General features: G+C 69.5%; 16 protein-coding genes and 1 pseudogene. 10 read left to right on the plus strand and 7 right to left on the minus strand.

Features of this window, described 5'->3' with window-relative positions; genetic code table 11:
• A pseudogene (locus AVR91_RS43850) lies at window positions 1-508 on the plus strand (RNA polymerase subunit sigma-70); the annotation flags it as partial.
• A 72-nt stretch (window positions 509-580) separates the two neighbouring features.
• On the opposite strand, the gene AVR91_RS19810 reads toward AVR91_RS43850, so the two are convergent.
• Window positions 581-1660: a glycoside hydrolase family 5 protein gene (locus tag AVR91_RS19810; RefSeq protein ID WP_063272900.1), complete on the minus strand. Its 1080-nt coding sequence runs from the start codon at window positions 1658-1660 to the stop codon at window positions 581-583.
• Window positions 1661-1837: 177 nt separating this feature from the next.
• On the opposite strand from AVR91_RS19810, the gene AVR91_RS19815 reads away from it, so the two are divergent.
• Window positions 1838-2590, plus strand: a complete 753-nt coding sequence (locus AVR91_RS19815; RefSeq protein ID WP_063272940.1) for a PIG-L deacetylase family protein — start codon at window positions 1838-1840, stop codon at window positions 2588-2590.
• Here AVR91_RS19815 and AVR91_RS19820 read toward each other — a convergent pair.
• Together AVR91_RS19820 and AVR91_RS19825 are read right to left on the minus strand one after the other, a co-directional pair.
• The gene (locus AVR91_RS19820; protein WP_063272901.1) at window positions 2579-3151 is read right to left on the minus strand and encodes a CGNR zinc finger domain-containing protein; all 573 of its coding nucleotides are present in this window, start codon (window positions 3149-3151) and stop codon (window positions 2579-2581) included. The genes AVR91_RS19815 and AVR91_RS19820 overlap by 12 nt on opposite strands.
• 422 nt (window positions 3152-3573) lie before the next feature.
• A complete protein-coding gene (locus AVR91_RS19825; protein WP_063272902.1) occupies window positions 3574-4419 on the minus strand; it encodes an LLM class flavin-dependent oxidoreductase in 846 nt (281 codons plus the stop codon).
• A 181-nt stretch (window positions 4420-4600) separates the two neighbouring features.
• Between AVR91_RS19825 and AVR91_RS19830 the strand changes: the two genes are divergently transcribed.
• A complete protein-coding gene (locus AVR91_RS19830) occupies window positions 4601-5866 on the plus strand; it encodes a family 1 glycosylhydrolase (RefSeq protein ID WP_083737644.1) in 1266 nt (421 codons plus the stop codon).
• On the opposite strand, the gene abc-f is transcribed toward AVR91_RS19830, so the two are convergent.
• Entirely contained in the window at window positions 5850-7472 is a 1623-nt protein-coding gene (gene abc-f, locus AVR91_RS19835; RefSeq protein WP_083737646.1) for a ribosomal protection-like ABC-F family protein, read from the minus strand. The two genes, AVR91_RS19830 and abc-f, sit on opposite strands and share 17 nt — an antisense overlap.
• Window positions 7473-7752: 280 nt before the next feature.
• Here abc-f and AVR91_RS19840 point away from each other — a divergent pair, with 280 nt between their 5' ends.
• The 5 genes from AVR91_RS19840 (at window position 7753) to AVR91_RS19860 (ending at window position 11873) form a co-directional block, all read left to right on the plus strand.
• Complete coding sequence (locus AVR91_RS19840) at window positions 7753-8349, plus strand: Rv1733c family protein (protein WP_228709251.1); 597 nt, start codon at window positions 7753-7755, stop codon at window positions 8347-8349.
• Between the two features lie 42 nt (window positions 8350-8391).
• The gene (locus AVR91_RS19845; protein ID WP_063272906.1) at window positions 8392-9219 is read left to right on the plus strand and encodes a M55 family metallopeptidase; all 828 of its coding nucleotides are present in this window, start codon (window positions 8392-8394) and stop codon (window positions 9217-9219) included.
• Complete coding sequence (locus AVR91_RS19850; protein ID WP_063272907.1) at window positions 9212-10507, plus strand: M20/M25/M40 family metallo-hydrolase; 1296 nt, start codon at window positions 9212-9214, stop codon at window positions 10505-10507. The genes AVR91_RS19845 and AVR91_RS19850 overlap by 8 nt, the downstream gene beginning before the upstream one ends.
• A 204-nt stretch (window positions 10508-10711) precedes the next feature.
• Complete coding sequence (locus AVR91_RS19855; protein WP_228709252.1) at window positions 10712-11230, plus strand: hypothetical protein; 519 nt, start codon at window positions 10712-10714, stop codon at window positions 11228-11230.
• A 16-nt stretch (window positions 11231-11246) separates the two neighbouring features.
• A complete protein-coding gene (locus AVR91_RS19860; RefSeq protein ID WP_063272909.1) occupies window positions 11247-11873 on the plus strand; it encodes a maleylpyruvate isomerase family mycothiol-dependent enzyme in 627 nt (208 codons plus the stop codon).
• 7 nt (window positions 11874-11880) lie between these two features.
• Here AVR91_RS19860 and AVR91_RS19865 read toward each other — a convergent pair whose 3' ends face one another.
• A complete protein-coding gene (locus AVR91_RS19865) occupies window positions 11881-13095 on the minus strand; it encodes an MDR family MFS transporter (protein WP_063272910.1) in 1215 nt (404 codons plus the stop codon).
• Window positions 13092-14369 (minus strand): ATP-grasp domain-containing protein, encoded by a 1278-nt coding sequence (locus AVR91_RS19870; protein WP_063272941.1) that lies wholly within the window; start codon window positions 14367-14369, stop codon window positions 13092-13094. Before AVR91_RS19870 ends, AVR91_RS19865 begins: the two co-directional genes overlap by 4 nt.
• Window positions 14370-14558: 189 nt before the next feature.
• On the opposite strand from AVR91_RS19870, the gene ovoA reads away from it, so the two are divergent.
• Entirely contained in the window at window positions 14559-16826 is a 2268-nt protein-coding gene (gene ovoA, locus AVR91_RS19875; protein ID WP_063272911.1) for a 5-histidylcysteine sulfoxide synthase, read from the plus strand.
• Window position 16827: 1 nt separating this feature from the next.
• Here ovoA and AVR91_RS19880 read toward each other — a convergent pair whose 3' ends face one another.
• A complete protein-coding gene (locus AVR91_RS19880; protein WP_228709256.1) occupies window positions 16828-17355 on the minus strand; it encodes an SDR family NAD(P)-dependent oxidoreductase in 528 nt (175 codons plus the stop codon).
• On the opposite strand from AVR91_RS19880, the gene AVR91_RS19885 reads away from it, so the two are divergent.
• On the plus strand, window positions 17290-17646 hold the full coding sequence (locus tag AVR91_RS19885) for a LysR family substrate-binding domain-containing protein (protein WP_267284122.1): 357 nt from the start codon (window positions 17290-17292) through the stop codon (window positions 17644-17646). The two genes, AVR91_RS19880 and AVR91_RS19885, sit on opposite strands and share 66 nt — an antisense overlap.
• Window positions 17647-17657: the final 11 nt, after the last annotated feature.

The following is a 17657-nucleotide window of genomic DNA, read 5'->3' on the forward strand; positions in this document are numbered from 1 at the left end:
CGTCCTGCACGACATGTTCGCCCTGCCGTTCGACGAGATCGCGCCGATCGTGGGCCGGTCTTCCGCCGCGACCCGGCAGCTGGCCAGCCGCGCGCGCCGTCGCCTGCAAGGTTCGCCGACGGTCCCGGACGCGGATCTGGGCCGTCAGCGGGAAGTCGTCGACGCGTTCTTCGCCGCCGCGCGGGGCGGCGATTTCGACGCGCTGGTCTCGGTGCTCGACCCGGACGTCATCCTGCGCGCCGAGGGTGGCGCGGCTCCGGCGGGGACCTCGCGGTTCGTGCGCGGGGCGGCCAAGATCGCGAGCCAGGCGCTCATGTTCCGGGCCGCGGGCGAGGGCGGGGAGCTGCGGCCCGCGCTGGTCAACGGCGCGGCCGGGATGGTCGTCACCAAGGACGGCGTGCCGACGACGGTCTTCGCGTTCACCGTCGTGGGCGGGAAGATCGCGGCGATCGACATCCTGGCCGACCCGGACCGGCTCGCGGCGCTGGACTTCGAACCGCTCGGCTGAAATGTCAGGAAAGGGTCGTTCAGGACGTTTTCCGTCCTGAACGACCCTTTCCTGACGTACGCGCTGCCGGGATCAGGAGGTCGGGAAGTTGTCCGCGGTGCGGATGCGGTCCCGGATCCAGACACCGGCGGGCTTCAGCGGGGCCGTACCGGTGAACGAGCTGCCCGAGCAGGTGCCCGGCTTGAACACCGCGCCCGAACGGCTGTCGTCGGAGAAGTTCCAGTTGGTCCAGCTGATCTTCTTCGACGCCAGGAAGTCGAGGTACTTCTGGGAGTTGGTGAAGTCGTTGCCGCCGTCACCGCTGGCGGTCTGGGTGCCGAACTCGGTCACGAACAGCGGGATCTTGCTCGCGGCGCGGCTCAGCGCGTTGAAGTACTCCGTTTTGTGCGACGCCGCGTAGAAGTGGAACGTGTACATGAAGTTGCTGGCGCGCACCGGGTTGTTGATGATGTCGGTCTCATTGCGGCCGTCGGAGATGCCGAGCGACCCCCAGCCGTGCGTGCCCACCAGCACGACGCCGTCGGAGTCCTGGGCCCGGATGACCGGGATCATCTGCTCCGCGTAGCTGCGGACGCGGTCCCAGCTGACGTTGTTGGGCTCGTTGGCGATGTCGTAGATGATGTTGGTCTTGTCCTTGTGCCGCTGGGCGATCTCGGTGAAGAACGTCTTGGCGCGGCTGAGGTTCGCGTTCGGGTCACCGGGGGTGAGCTGGTGCCAGTCGACCAGCGCGTACATCCCGCGTTTGGTGGCCTCCTCGATGTACCCGTGCACCATGTCGGTGAACTTGCGCGGGTTGGTCTCGTAGCCGCCTTCCTGGATGTACATGGAGATCCGGAGGACGTCGGCCTTCCAGTCGTTGGCCAGCGCGTCGAGCGAAGCGGTCTTCACGCACTGGCTGAACCACTGGATTCCGTGGGTGCTCATGCCCCGGAGCTGGATCGGCTTGCCGGCGGAGTTGCAGAGCTGGAGGCCGCAGACCTTCAGCTGTCCGTTGATCGCCGCCGGACTACCCGGCGGCAGCGCGGCGGCGGCCTGCGTGGCGGGTTCTGTCACGGTCTCGGTCGCCATCGAGGTGCTCGCGGCGGCGACCGGGGCCAGCAGCCCGGCGGCCAGCGCGGCCGTCACCCGGAGTCGGATCTTGTCCCAGCGCATTCGGCTTCTCCTCTCGCGTCGACGGCACCGACGTTGGCGCGCCGACGGTCAGGGCGGCGGAGTTAAATAGGAAACTTTCCTTACTATTGGAAAGTAAAGGGAAGATTACCCACAGGGTCGACGGACGGTCAAGACTTGACCACCGACGGTTCCGGCGACCTCGGGCATGCTCGGAGCGTGACGACCATCGTGGCCTTCCACGCCCATCCCGACGACGAAGCCCTGCTGACCGGCGGCACCCTCGCCCGCGCCGCCGCGGACGGCCACCGGGTCGTCCTCGTGGTCGCGACCATCGGCATGCAGGGCGCGGACGCGGCGCGCCGGGCCGAACTCGAAGCGAGCGCGAAGGTGCTGGGCGTCGATCGGGTCGTCCATCTCGGCTACGCGGGCAGCGGCCACGGCGCGATCCTCTATCCGGATCCGCCGGGCTGGGTCCGGTTCGTCCGCGCGAGCACCGACGAAGCGGCGGCGCGGCTCGTGGCGATCCTGCGCGCGGAGAAGGCGTCCGTACTCCTGAGCTACGACCGCAACGGCGGCTACGGTCACCGCGACCACGTGAAGGTGCACGAGGTCGGAAAGCGCGCGGCGGAACTCGCCGGCGACGTCCGGCTGCTGGAGGCCACGATCCCCCGCGACGCCGTCGCACGCCTGGTGCGGATCGTGCGCCTGGCGCGGATCCCGTTCCGCTACGACGTCGACGCGCTTCTCCGCGCGTACAGCGCCCGCTCGGAGATCACGCACACGTTCGACGTCCGGCGTTTCGCCCGTCAGAAGCAGGCCGCGATCGCCGCCCATTCCTCGCAGGTGAAGGGGAACGGCAGGCTGGCACCGCTCATGCGCGTCGTGACCCGGCTGCCGGCGCCGCTGTTCGGCCTCGCGTTCAACCGCGAGTGGTACATCGACGCGACACCGCGCGGATCACGATCCTGACCGGCGGGCGCGGTACGCGGCGGCCTTGACCCGGTTCTGGCAGGCGAGCCCGCAGAACCGCTTGATCTGCGCCTGGCTCGCGTCGATGTACACCTGATCGCAGCGCGGCGCCGCGCACAGCCCGACGCGATGCGGGATGTGCTCGCCGAACGCCGCGGCCACCGACACCGCGAGCCCGGCCGCCCACTGCTGGACGAGGTCGGCTTCGGGACCGTGGAAATGCAGATGCCACGACTGTTCGCCGTGGCGCTGCAAAGACGGGCGGGCCTTGCTGTCGACGAGCATCCGGTTGAGCAGGCCGGCCGCCTCGTCGTGCTCCCGCCGCGACAGCGACTCGATGATCTCCCGCAGCCGCGCCGCGAGATTCCGCAATCGCTCCGCGGTGAGCAGGTCGATCTGCCCGTTGCCGGTTCCGTCGCCGCCGAGTGCCTCGGTGGCGACGCGGACGAGATCGTGGCCGCCCAGCGCTGGTTTCGGCCTGCCGTGGACGTGCTCGCCGGACAACGCGTTGATCAGCGTGACCCCGGTCTCCAGCCGCATCGCGTGATGCCCGTCGACCATTCGACCCCTCCCCCATGCGTCACTGGTTCGCAGGACGCGCGCGGTGACGCTATCAAAGGCCAGCGGGACCGCAAGGGCGATGAAGTCGTTCGGAGCAACGGAATCCTGCGGACGGCGCAGCGTCGTTCCACTTTGGACAGACCCACCTGCCCGGCCAGTCCGTGAGGGCCTCCTTGAGGGACTCTGGGTCCCTCAAGGAGGCCCTCACGGATTCGATGATCGCCACATACGCCCCACCTGCACCAGCAGTCACGACGGCCTCGCGTGAAGGTCCCCTTCCCTCGGCTCAGCCGAGGAAACTCGACCTTCACCTTCCCCAAGTACATGAAGGCCCCCTTCATGTACTTGGGGAAGCAACCCGGCGCTCGTGAGTGTTTTAGGTCGTTAGAACCGCCCTTACCACTCACGGGACGAGTTGCCACTCACCACCGAGGCGGACCGGCGTCCACGATCTTCTGCGACAGCTCCAGCGGGTCGAGATGCATCAGCGACTCCATCCACCAGGTCATCCCGGCCTGCCCCAGCGCGGGCAGATCGACCTTGATCGGCTCCTCCCACGCCGGGCTCGCGTTCCCCGCCACGGCGACGTCGAAGGGACGGCCCGGTTCCAGCCCGGCCAGACCGAGCGCGCGGTGGGTCTCGGCGATCTCCTCGGCGGTCGGCGTGTGGTCCTCCGGGTTCGGGAAGATCCCGTCGCACAGCGCCGCCCGCCGGACGACGCGCGGGTTGTCGGTGGAGCTCGCCACCCAGATCGGGATCGGGAACGGTTCGGGCGGCGCCTCGGCGAGCGCGACCTGGTAGTGCGCGCCGTCGTGGTCGAACCTCCTGCCGGACCAGATCGCGCGGATGACGTCGAGGCCTTCGTCGAACATCGCTGACCGGGTGAGCAGGTCGGTCTGCTCACCGAATCGGCTGAAGTCACCGGATTCGTCCGAACCCAGGCCGGTGCCGAGGATCAGCCTGCCGCCGGAGAGCCGGCTGACCGTCGACGCGTGCCGCGCGACCACCCACGGCCGGCGCCGGGCGGGCGGCGTGATCATCGGGCCGAACAACAGCTTGCTGGTCGCGTGCGCGATGGCGCCGAGCGTCGTCCACGGATCCGCGATGGGCATGGTGTCCGCGACGACGTGGTCCCACAGGAAGAACCCGTCCCAGCCGGCCGCCTCGGCGCGCACGGCGAGGTCGACGAGCACTCCCGGCTCACCGAACGGGCCGAAAGGCGGCAGATAGACGGCATGGCGGACCGTGCTGCCGGTCAAGTCGATCATCTCCCCAACGTCATCGTCGAAGTCCCCGGACGGCCGCTTGTTTACGCCGTTCACCCACGTTAGCGTCCGGAAGATGGCGGACGACGGTGAACGATCGACGAAGTGGCCGGAGCATCGGAGAAGGTTACGCCGGGTGTTGTCCTCGGTGGTCGCCGTCTCACTATGCGCGACACTTACGGCCGTGAACGCGTCCGCATCGCAGGACGACGGGTGGTCCCGGGACTTCTACTGGGGTGTCGCGTCGTCCGGCTACCAGTCCGAGGGCAACGCCCCGGACAGCAACTGGAAGCGGTTCGTGGACCGCTCCGCCGGCAAGGACGGCGTCGACGAGTACCGCGACTCCGTGGACTTCCGGCACCGCTACGCCGACGACATCCGCCTCGCGGCCGGCCTCGGGGTCAACACCTACCGCTTCGGTGTCGAGTGGGCTCGCGTCGAACCCGCACCCGGCCGGTGGGACGAGACCGAACTGGCCTTCTACGACGACGTGCTCCGGCAGGTCCGCGCCGCGGGCATGACGCCGATGATCACGCTCAACCATTGGGTGTATCCGGGCTGGGCGCTCGACCAGGGCGGTTGGGCGGAGACGCGGACGGCCGACACGTGGCTGGAGTTCAGCCGGAAGATCGTCCAGCGCTACGCCGGGCAGGACGTCCTCTGGGTGACGTTCAACGAGCCGCTCATCTTCCTCCGGAACGAGCAGAAGGTCGGCGCGCTGGACGCCACGCGGTACTTCGCGGCGCAGTCCAACGTCGTCCAGGCACACCGCCGGGCCTACGACCTCATCCACGAACTCGACCCGACCTCGAAGGTCACCAGCAACCAGGCCTACATCACCGGGGTCAACGGGATGGCCGACTGGTTCTTCCTCGATCAGGTGAAGGACAAGCTCGACTTCATCGGCATCGACTACTACTACGGCCTCAGCATCGACAACTGGACGGTGTTCGCCGCCGCCGGCGACAAGTTCTGGGACGTGAAACTCCAGCCCGAAGGCATCTACTACGCGTTGCGCAGCTACCACAACCGGTTCCCGCGCATACCGCTCTACATCGTCGAGAACGGCATGGCGACCGACAACGGGAAACTCCGCGACGCGGATTACACGCGCGGAGATCACGTGCGCGACACCGTGTACTGGCTCCAGCGTGCGAAGGCCGACGGGATGAACCTCATCGGCTACAACTACTGGAGCCTCACCGACAACTACGAATGGGGCAGCTACCGTGCCCGGTTCGGACTGTACACAGTGGACGCTCTCACCGATCCGGCGCTGACCCGTCGCCCCACGGACGCCGTTCCCGCGTACCAGGATCTGGTGACCGCGGGTGGCGTGCCGCAGGGCTACCGGCTCAACCGCGGGCCCGGACTCTGCTCGCTCGTGGACGGGCTGAACAGCTGCCTCAACCCGGCCAAAGTGGACGGAGCACTCACGCCGCTGAAGTGACCAGTTCGAGTCGCCTGCCCTCGAACGTCCGCCGCATCCGCCGGTCGTGGGTGACGACCACGAGCGCGCCGGAGTAGGCGGCGAGCGCCTGCTCCATCTCCTCCACGAGATCCGGGGAGAGGTGGTTGGTCGGCTCGTCGAGCAGCAGCAGGTCGGTCCTGGCCGTCACCAGCCTGGCCAGTTCCAGCCTGCGGCGCTGCCCGATGGACAGCTCCCGGACCGGCTTGCGCAGATCCGGCGCCCGGAACAGGCCCAGTGACAGCAACCGCTCGGCCGCCTCGTCCTCGTCCTCGTCTCCGGCGAAGACCGTCAAGACGGTCCGCGCGTCGGCGACGAGCCCGCCGTTCTGGTGCAGGAACCCGATCCGGCCCGTCCGCTCCGCCGATCCCGTCGACGGCGCGAGCTCACCGGCGAGCACCCTCATCAAGGTGGTCTTGCCTGCCCCATTCGGTCCGGTCACGAGGATCCGTTCGCCGGGCAGCACGCTGAGCGACGTCCGCGGCAGACGGCCGTCGACCGACACGTCGTCCGCCTTCACCACGTACTGGGCGGCCTCCGTCTCCCCCGCGGCGATCCGCGCGGTGAACCGGAGCGGCTCCGGCGGCGGCGGGACCGGGTTCGTCTCCAGCCGCTGGATCCGCTCGCGGGCCGACCGGATCCGGCTCATCGCCCCGTGCGCCCGGGAGCGGGCCCGGAACGCGCCCGCCCCGCTGAACGCGGCCGGGGCCTTGCGCGGGATCGCCGAAAACCGGTCGATGTTGAGGTCCGCCAGCCGTTCGTAACGGGCCTTTTCCAGCCGCCACTCCTCGTATTCGCGGACCCATCGGGCCCGCGCGGCCTCCTTCGCCGCGAGGTAACCCGAGTACCCGTCGCCGTGCCGCTGGACGGTCCGGCGGTCGGCGTCGACCTCGAGGATCGTCGTGGTGACACGGCTGAGGAACATCCGGTCGTGGGTGATCGCGACGATTCGGCCGCGGTGCCCGCGAAGGTGGTTCTCCAGCCAGGCGACGGCGTCGTCGTCCAGGTCGTTGGTGGGCTCGTCCAGCAACAGCAGTTCGGGTGACGCGGCCAGGGTGGCCGCGAGCGCCAGCCGGGAACGCTGGCCACCGGAGAGGCTGCCCAGCGCGCGGCGGCGATCGAGACCCGGTTGCCCGAGCCCGTGCAGGGCGACTTCCACTCTGGCGTCGGCCTCGTAACCGCCACGGGCTTCGTACGCGGTCATGAGATCGCCGTACGCGGCCAGGTCTTCGGCGGTCTCGAGCGACTTTTCGGCCGTCCGCAGCCGGGATTCGAGCTCCCGGATGTCGGCCAGCGCGAGGTCGATCGCGTCGCCGACCGTGGCGGTGTCGGGCAGGTCCACCGTCTGCGGGAGATAGCCGACGCCGCCGGGCGCGGTGACGGTCACGGTGCCGTTGTCCGCCCGGTCGCGGCCGGCGATCAGCCTGAGCAGGGTGGACTTGCCGGAGCCGTTGTCGCCGATGACGCCCGCCTTCTCCCCCGGTTTGACGGTGAAGGAGATCTGGTCGAGCACGACGTGGTCGTCGAAGCGTTTGGTGACACCGGAGAGCACGAGTTGTGTTCCGGGATTTCGATGCGGGGTACGCACAGCGGCGTCCTCCTGATTCTCGCGAGGGAAGGACATGAGGGAAGGACGCGACCCGGCGGAGCGAAGGCTCTACGCCAGGGCCGCGTCGAAGGCGAGAATCACAGAGTGAAGAAAATCCCCATGCCGAAGACGGTAGCGGGAGAACCCGGACGGGCAAAACGAATAAAAGGTTGTGTACGGGTTCACAGAGTGGTCTGTGTCCCCATACCGCGACAGCGGCGCCCCGGTGACCGAGAATCGACCATGGAGGTTTTCGCGGTCTGAGGGAATGGGGTTCCTCGTGCACGGGTCCAGCGGTCCGATCGCCCGGTTCCGGCGACGGCTCTTCCCTGGTCACAATTCGCTGGCGCGCGGCTCCGACCGGTTCGAAGCCCTCCTTCTCAAGCTCGTGATCCTCGCGGCGCTGCTAGCCATCCCGGTCGCGGCCGCCGTCGGCTCGGCCAACCACGGCAGGCAGGTCGCCGCGGCCGCCGCCGACTCGACCGGCCGTCATCCCGCCACCGCGTACCTGCTGAAGGCGGCGCCCGTCCGCATCGTCGACAGCGAGAGCGTCGGGACCGACACCTCCACCACCGAGGCGACCTGGACCGACTCGCGCGGCGTCCGGCACACCGGCGGTGTCCTCGCGGCGCCGGGCAGCCCCGCCGGAGCGGCCATGCCGATCTGGATCGACGCCCGCGGCGAGCTCACCACCGCCCCCAGGAACGCGTCGTCGGCGGTGTTCGATTCCGTGCTCGTCGGCCTGTGGCTCTGGTTCGCGGTGGTCGCCGCGCTCGTCCTGCTGCAGCGGCTCGTCCGGCTGGTGCTCGACCGGCAACGGGCGGCGGCCTGGGAGCGCGCTTGGGCGGTCTACCCGCGTTCCGGTTCCTGGCCCTGAGCCCGGCGGCGGGGGCAAAGAGCCTCGGCTAGGGTGCCCGGCATGCGCATCATGATCTCGGCGGACATGGAGGGCGCCACCGGCGTCACCTGGACCGAGGACGTCATTCCGGGCACCGAGCAGTGGCAACGATTCCGCCGCCTGTTCACCGGCGACGTCAACGCCACCATCGCGGGCCTGTTCGACTCCGGCGCCACCGACGTGCTGGTCAACGAGGCGCATTCCTCGCAACGGAACCTGCTGCTCGAAGACCTCGACGGCCGCGCGCGCATGCTCACCGGCCGGCACAAGCCGCTCTCGATGATGCAGGGAATCGACAGCGGCGTGGACGGTGTCGTATTCCTCGGCTACCACGCCGGAGCGGGCTTCGACGGCGTCCTGTCCCACACGTACCTGGAGAACCAGATCACCGGCGTGTGGCTCGACGACGTACCCGCCAGCGAAGGCAGGCTCAACGCGGCGATGGCCGCCGAGTACGGCGTCCCGGTGCTGGTCGTCTCCGGTGACGACAAGGCCTGCGACGACGCGCAGGACTACGCGCCCGAAGCCGAGCTGGTCACGGTGAAGGAGTGCGTCAGCCGCTACGCCGCGATCTGCCTGCCACCCGCCAGGACGGCCGAGCTGCTGTCGTCCGCGGCAGCGGACTCGATGAACCGGGCGGGCCGGGTCGAGCGGTACACCGCTCCGCACCGGATCGAGGTCGAGTTCGACGCGAGCCATCTCGCGCAGGCCGCGGCGGTGATCCCGACGGTGGAACAGATCGGCGTGCGGCGGGTCGGCTTCGACGCGCCGGACATGACCGAAGCGATGAAGGCGTTCAAGATCGTCACGGCGATCGCGGCTGGGGCGGTGCAGGGTATCTATGGCTGAACTCGATGTGGTCGAAGTCTGTTCGCGGCTGATCCGGTTCGACACCACGAACCGGGGCAACGGGGACTCGGAGGGCGAGCGCGAGGCCGCCGAGTACGTGGCGTCGCTGTTGTCGGGGCTCGGGATCGACTCGAAGATCATCGAGTCCGCGCCCCGCCGCGCGAACGTGATCGCCCGGGTCCCCGGAACCGACCCGAGCCTGCCCGCGCTGCTCGTGCAAGGGCATCTCGACGTCGTCCCGGCGGACGCCGCCGACTGGTCGGTGGACCCGTTCTCCGGCGAGATCCGCGACGGGTTCCTCTGGGGCCGCGGCGCCGTCGACATGAAGGACTTCTGCGCGATGGTGCTCGCCGCCCTCTCCACCGGCGTCCGGCCGCGGCGGGACATCGTCCTGGCGTTCGTGGCCGACGAGGAGGACAAGGGCGAATACGGCGCGCACTGGCTCGCCGCGGCGCACCGGGACCTGTTCGACGGCTGCGCGGCCGCGATCAGCGAGTCGGGCGCGTACACCTACCACGTGCCCGCCGCCGACGGCCGGATCGTGCGGCTCTATCCGGTGGCGACGGCCGAACGCGGCACCGCGCATCTGCGCTTGACGGCCAAGGGCCGCGCGGGACACGGCTCGCGTCCCAACGACGAGAACGCGGTCACCCGGCTGATCACGGCGCTCGGCAGGATCGCCGCGCACCGCTGGCCCGTCCAGCTGACCCCGACCGTCCAAGCCTTCCTCGAACGCACCGGGGAAGCACTCGGCGTCCCGGTCGATCTGTCCGATGTGGACGGAACGATCGCGCGGCTCGGGCCCGCCGGGGCGCTGGTGGTGCCGACGGTGCGCAACAGCACGACGCCGACCATGCTCGACGCCGGCTACAAGGTGAACGTGATCCCGACTTCGGCCGAGGCCCAGGTGGACGTCCGCGTCCTGCCTGACGCCGAACCGGAGCTGCTCGCCGAGATCGACGCGATGCTCGGCGAGGGCGTCACCCGCGAGTTCGTCGCGCATCAGCCACCGGTCCAGGCGCCGGTGGATTCGCCGTGGTTCGACGCGATGGCGGACGCCTTGCGCTCGGAGGACCCCGAAGCCGTCGTCGTCCCCTACTGCATGGGCGGCGGAACGGATGCGAAGGCGTTCAGCCCCCTCGGGATCGACTGCTACGGCTTCGCGCCTCTGCTGCTGCCGGAAGGCTTCCCGTACCGGGCGATGGCGCACGGCGTGGACGAGCGGGTGCCGGTGGAGGGACTGCGGTTCGGCACGCGGGTGCTGCGGCACTTCCTGGAGAACTGCTGAGCTGGGTTGTTCGGGCGTGGCACCCGGAAGCTCGCCGCAGTTGGGTCGAGTGGGGAGGATTTGGGACGTTGAACGTCCCAAATCCTCCCCACTCGGATCATTCCCGGTGCTGGCCGGGCGGGAAGGTCCCTACCCGCAGCTCAGCCGAGGAAACTCGACCTCCGCACCCTTCCAAGTACGTGAAGGCCTCATAGCGTCGCCCCCGTGAGACCTTCGACTTCGCGCGCCCGCGCGTGCGTGCTCCTGTTCGGCCTCGGCATCGCGCTCTCCGGGTGCCGCGGCGGCTTCCCGATCTCGCGTTCCGATCTCCCACGGGAAACGACTCCCCCAGCCGAGACCCAGACTCTCACCGTTACAGCGTCCGCGCCGGCAACGTCGTCGACGTCATCCGCGCCGAGCCTCGAACCCGCCGCGATCGACCGCGTGTTCCAGGTCTACATGAACGGGCTCGCCAATCACGACATGACCGCCCTGCGCAGCGGGACCTGCCCGCGCCTGAGGTCGACGTTGCTCGGCTTCGAACTCCACGGACACTACGTCGAGCGCTGGGAGATGCTGCCGTACTCCGTCCCGTCAGGACAGGAGTTCGTGACGGTCCAGGCCAAGGTCACCCAGCGGAACGCGCGCACCGGCAAACTCGCGGGCGACGTCGTCTATTCCTGGTACGTCGAGCGGAACGAGGACACGAACTACTACGTTTGCGGGTGGCTCGACTACGAATGACCACAGGAGGCCGCCGATGAGCACGGTCGCGCGACTCGCCAGGGACGAACGGGCGGACTTCGCCGCGTTCCTCCGGACGCTGTCCCCGCGAGACTGGGACGCGCCGACCTTGTGTTCGGAGTGGACGGTCCGCGAGGTCGTCGCTCATGTCGTGGACTACGACACCCAGCGCTTCCGCGACCTCGTCGGCCAGGCCGTCCGCGGCGGGCTGCGGCTGAACCGGATGAACGCGCTCGGGGTCGCACGAAAACCGGATCGGACACCGGAGGAATTGATCGCGAGGATCGAGGAACACCTCGAACCTCGCGGCCTGACCTCGGCGTTCGGCGGACGGGTGGCCTTGCTCGACGGGTTGCTCCACCACCAGGACATCCGGCGTCCGCTGGGGTTTCCGCGCGAGGTGCCGCCGGAGAGGCTGCGTCATGCACTGGCTTTCGCCCGCTACGCGCCGCCGATCAAGGCCGGCAAGCGGGCGCGCGGACTCCGGCTCGTCGCCACGGACGTCGACTGGTCGGCCGGATCCGGACCGGAAGTGCGCGGCCCCGGTGAGGCGGTCCTGCTGTCGATCGCCGGCCGGGCCGTGGCACTGGACGAGCTTTCCGGTCCCGGCGCGGCGATCCTCGCGTCCAGAATGGACGGATGAAGCCCGCTCAGCCGACGGCCGCGACCGGAACCGCCGTGGTGGCCATCCGGCGACGGACCGCATTGCCGAGCAGGAGCTGACCGACGGCCGCGGCCAGGCAGAGACCGAAGCAGACGCTCCACAACACGGGCGCGCCCAGTACCAGCAGCTGCGTGCCGCCGAGCGGAGCGACGAACGCGGCGAGGCCCGCCGCCGTACCGTAGGCGCCGTTGTACCGGCCGCGCAGATGCGGCGGGGCGAGTTCGGCCACGATCGCGACACCCACCGACTGGATCACGATCTCGCCGAGGGTCCAGAACACCGCGCACACCGCGTACGCCGGTGTCGTCGAAGCGAAGGCCGTGGCCCCGAAACCCAATCCCGTCAACAGGATCCCGAAAGTGAGCACACGCGACGGATCCCACCGGCCCAGCCGATGCCCCACCAGTGGCTGCACGACCACGATGACGATCCCGTTCACCGCCATCACCAGCCCGTACCCCGCCGGGGAAAGACCGTCCTCGCGCATCGCCAGCGGCAACGTGGCCAGGCTCTGCAGGAACACGAAGGCGACGACCAGCGAGACCAGCATCAGGCCGACCATGACCCGGTCGCGCAGGACGACGGTGAAGCCGCCCCGTTCCCTGGGTCCGCCGCCACCACGGGTCTCCGGCACCGCCCGCCAGACCAGCAGCCCGAACAGCACGCACGTCGCCGCGTCCACCCAGAACAGCGTCGTGAATCCCGCGCGGGCCAACGTCCCGCCCAGCACCATCGCGATCGAGAAGCCGAGGTTGATCGCCCACAGGAGCAGCCCGAAAGCCCGCGTGCGGTCGGCGCCGGGCACCAGATCCGCCACGATCGACTGGGTGGCCGGGCGGAACACGTCGAGTGCCAGCCCGAGCAGCAGCGCGGCGACCGCGATCAGTTCGAGGCGTTCGACGTAACCCAGCACCAGCATGATCGCGCCGGTCGCGACCATGCCGCCGGTCAGCGTCGCCCGCCTGCCGATGCGGTCGGCCAGCATGCCGCCGATCAGCTGCGAGAACACCTGGCCGATGCCGAGCAACGCCAGCACGGTGCCCGCCGTCGCCACCGAAAGGCCGCGTTCGCTGGTCAGATACAGCGCCAGGAACGGCAGGACCATCGTGCCGAGCCGGTTGACGAGCGTGCCCGTCCACAGCACCCAGAACGATTTCGGCAGCCCGCCGAGCCGGGTCCGCAGGAATCCCGGCGCCGTCATGGTTCGAGCTCGTAGCAGCCCACGCCGTCGAGGTACCGCAGCGTGCCGAGATCGCGCAGGACGTACTCCTCGATCTCGTGCATGAAGGTGACGACCACCGGGAACGTCGTGTCGTCGACGGTGCGGCGCAACGGTTTCCCCGGCTGGGTCAGTACGAACATCTCGTGGAAGCTCTCCAGCCGCTCGATCTCGTCGAGCACCGTGTACCGGCGGAGGGTGCCTTCGACCGGCGAGAGCAGCGCGGACCAGGCGTAGTGCCGCCGGATCCGGTAGTCCTCGCCCCACCGCTCGCGGAACCTCTCCGGTCGCAGCACCGCGTCCGCCATCCAGTCCAGCTGGGACTCGCCGATCGCGAGCCGCGCCAGGTGCGGCAGGTCGCCGCCCGAGAGGCGGGAGCCCACCTCGATCAGCCGTGGGCCCTGCGGGGTCCGCTTGATCTCGACGTGCGCGGCGCCGTGCCGGATGCCCAGCGCGTCGAGTACGGCGAACGCGTAGTTCACCAGTTCGTCGTGGCCCGGGCCGCGCCTCGGCACGATCTGGCAGGCACCGAGCAGGTCGGACACCCCGTTGATGGCGAAGCGCGAGGTCTTCCAGATGTCGCACACCTGGTGCAGGCCGTCCATGCTGACCGTGTTGATCATGTACTCGGTGCCCGCGAGGTATTCCTGCGCGATGACGAGGTCGTTGTCCTCGGAGAACACGTTCTGGCGGCCGGTGATCGTGCGCAGCGCCTCGACGGACCGCTCCGGAGTGTCGCAAAAGGACACACCGTCCCCGCCGGCGCTGCGGTTCGGCTTGACGACGATCCGTCCGCCCACCTCCTGGTGCCAGGCGGCGAGTTCGGCCTCGTCGGAGGTCGACAACTGCCGTGCGACGGGCAGGCCCGCCGCGGCGACGGCCTCGCCCATGGCGGCCTTGTCCCGCCTGGCAAGGGACAGCGCGGTGCCGTTCGACGGCACTCCCAGCGCCTCGCTGAGCTCGTCGGTGAACGCGACGGCGTATTCGCCGCCTGCCACGACCGCGACCGGCCTGTGCACCGCCAGCGCGTCCAGTGTCTTCGCGAGATCACCGTCGTGGACGATGTTCTCGCGATAGTTGCTCATGGTGGGCGACGACTTCCGGTACTGCCCGGGTGCGTCGGGCGCGCTCTGCACACGCACACACTCCGCGCCCAGCGCCAGGAACGCCGGCGCGATGTGCCGGGCGGTCTGCGGCAACCCGTGGTCGGCCGTTTCGTAGGTGTCCACGAGCACGACACAGGGCTTCGTCGACAAGGGGTTCACCTCTCAACCGGTGGATCGGAAAACCGACCGTCCCAGCATCGCGATCACCGGGCATCTCCCCGCTTGCGCTCTCGCGCCAGGCTTCTTCCGACGCGCGATTCAGCGCACGAATGGAGAGGAAATGACCTTTTCGAAGATGCGACGGTTTCGGCACCCGCCCCAGAACCGAAGTGAGGTCACATGACGTCGACGTCCACCTTGGAACCTTGGGAGAGAAATGCGGTAAAGCACGCCGACGAGCGGCTGAACGGAGCCCGCGATCCACAGTGGTGGTACACCGGGGTCCACCCCGTACCCGGCCGCTGCCCCGGCGTGGCCGAATCCGGCGAGATCAGAGCGCTGCCGCTGCCCGACCTCTCCGTGTGCAGCCGAGAAGAAGTGCTGGACTACTTCGACAACGCGTGGACGCTGCACGAGGTGCTGTTCGCCGGACTGAAGGGCGCGGAGGCCTTCTACCGTCCTCCGGACCACAACCTGCGGCACCCGATGATCTTCTACTACGGCCACACCACCGCGCTGTACGTCAACAAGCTGCGGGTCTCCGGGCTGCTGGACGCGCCGATCGACGCCTACCTCGAACACGTCCTGGAAATGGGCGTCGACGAGAACTCGTGGGACGACATGTCGAAGAACGACATGGTGTGGCCGTCGGTTTCGGAGGTGAAGGACTACCGCGCCGAGGTGTACCGGACGGTCGTCGGCATCGTCGAGCGCACCCCGTTCGCCCCGGATCTCGGGCGCCCGGTGACGATGGACGACCAGGCCTGGGCCCTGCTGCTGGCGATCGAGCACGACCGCATCCATCTGGAGACCAGTTCGGTGCTGATCCGCGAAATGCGGCCGAGCCTGGTCGAACGGCCCGCCGCGTGGCCCGCGCCGTCACCGCTGCGCCGGACCAGCGAGACCGGCAAACCCGAACCGGGTTCCGTGCCCGCCAACGACACCGTCACCGTGCCCGGGCGAACGGCACGGCTGGGCAAGCCGCAGTCCTTCCCGTCCTACGGCTGGGACAGCGCGTACGGCTCGCGCCGTCAAGAGCTGCCGGACTTCGAGGCGGCCCGCTGTCTGGTGAGCAACGGCGAGTTCCACGGTTTCGTCGCCGACGGCGGCTACCGGCGGCCGGAGCTGTGGTCGGCGGAGGGCGAGGCGTGGCGTCGCTTCCGCAACACCAAGTGGCCGCGGTTCTGGGTGCCCACCGGACCGACCGGGCTGCACGCGTTCCGGTTGCGGACGCTGTTCGACGAGATCGACATGCCGTGGGACTGGCCGGTGGTGGTGAACTACCACGAGGCCAAGGCCTTCGCCGCCTGGCGGTCCGAAAAGGACGGACGGGAGTACCGGCTGCCGACCGAGGCGGAGTACTTCCTGCTGCGCGACCTTCCCGAACGCCCTGGCGTCGCGGACGACGTCGTCATGCGGCTCGACGGCGCGCAGCTGCGTGAGACAGGCATCAACCTGGGCCTGGCCTGGGGTTCGGAGGGTCCGGTCGATCACTCGCCGACGACATCGCAGGGCCTGCACGACGCAGGCGGCAACCTGTGGGCGTGGAGCGAGGACACCTTCAACCCGCTCGACGGCTTCACCCCGCACCCGTACTACGAGGACTTCTCGGTGCCCAGTTACGGCGGTCAACATCAGCTGATCCTCGGCGGCGCCTACATCAGCACCGGCGAACTGGGCAGCATCTGGGCGCGGCATTTCTACCGGCCGCATTTCCTGCAGCAGGCGGGGATCCGGCTGGTCGTCGCGCCGGAGTCCACCGAGGACGGTGCGGCCAGGACGGAACTCGACCGGACCCTGCTCAGCCAGTACGGCACCGCCGAACAGGTCTTCGGCCGGGCCGGGCATCCGCTGGCCGCGACCGTCGGCCATCCGGACCGGCTGGCCCGGAGGTTCTTCGAAGCCGCCGACGAAGCCGGGGTCGAGCTGCGGAGGGTCGCGGACCTCGCCACCGCCGCGGGCGGGCTGGCGTTCTCGCTGGCCGGACGGCCGATCGAGGTCGTCGGCCTGGACGACCGGCCGGCGTTCATCGCGGCGGCGGACCGGCTCGCCGAGGGCTGGGACGTCGGCTACCGAGTGCCGGGACGCGGGGAGCCGCATGCGCGGCGGCCGTCGATCGCGCCCGGCGGTGGCGTGTCCTTCACGCTCGCCGAGGCCAGACGCCCACCCGCGGCGCTCGGCACGTTCGACGGCGTGGTCGTGGCGGACGCCTTCGACCGGCTCGGCGCCACAGGCTACCTGCGCCCGCTCGCCGGCTCGGAGAACTTCCTGCGCGCCGGAGGGCTCCTGCTCGTGGCACTCCCCCGGGCGTCGGCCGCCGAGCTCGCGAACGTCCTCGGTGAGGTGTTCGAGCTGCTGTCGGAAGACACGGAACCGAGCCTGACCAACGCCGACGGGCACCGGTACGAGATCACCGACCTGGAGGTCTCCGTCTGGCGCAAACGCTGATTCAGAGGGCGGTGGAGCGGCTCAGCTCTTCCCAGGCGGCCAGCTCCGCCGCCCTAGCCTCGTGCGTGGCTCGCAGCCCGTCGACAGCGTCGTCGCTGTCCAGCACCTTCAGGATCGCGGCGGCGGCCTTCGCCGGGTCACCGGGCTGCGAACCGTCCATCCGCTCGACGAAATCCCGGATGTCACCCGTGGATTCGCGATAGGCGTCGATCACCCGGGAGCGGTGCAACCGGCTGCCGCCGAATTCGGTCCGGAACGCGCCGGGCTCCACGATCAGCAGCTTCACACCGAACGGCGCGACTTCGGCCGCCAAGGACTCCGACATCGCCTCCAGCGCGAACTTCGCCGAGCAGGAAGCCCCGAAGCCGGGCGGGCTCTGCTGACCGCCCATCGAGCTCATCTGCACGATCGCGCCGGACTCGCCACCGGCCGCTACGACCTGAGCTTCACCAGGCCGCCCCTGATCGAGGGCTTCGAGACCCGCACCCTGATCACCGAGGAGGTCTGCGCCGTCCTCCCGGAGGGACATCGGCTCGCGGCCGCGGCCGAACTGAAGCTCGCGGACCTGGCGGACGAGCCATGGGTGCTCACCCCACGAAGTTCCTGGGAGCCCTGGCATCGCCGTTACGACGACGAATTCGCGGCGGCGGGCTTCACGCCGCGCGTCGTCCAGCGGGCCGCGACCGTGCAAGGGCTGCTCGGTCTCGTCGCCGCGGGTATCGGCGTGACCAGGCTGACCCGGTCTTCGCACAGGCTGCGCCGGAGCGGGGTGGTGTTCGTATCGCTGGCGGGCGACACCGCCCGGACGGAGGCGGGTTGACCGGGCATCGT

The sequence above is a fragment of the Amycolatopsis keratiniphila subsp. keratiniphila genome, from assembly GCF_001620365.2.
Classification (GTDB): domain Bacteria; phylum Actinomycetota; class Actinomycetes; order Mycobacteriales; family Pseudonocardiaceae; genus Amycolatopsis; species Amycolatopsis keratiniphila.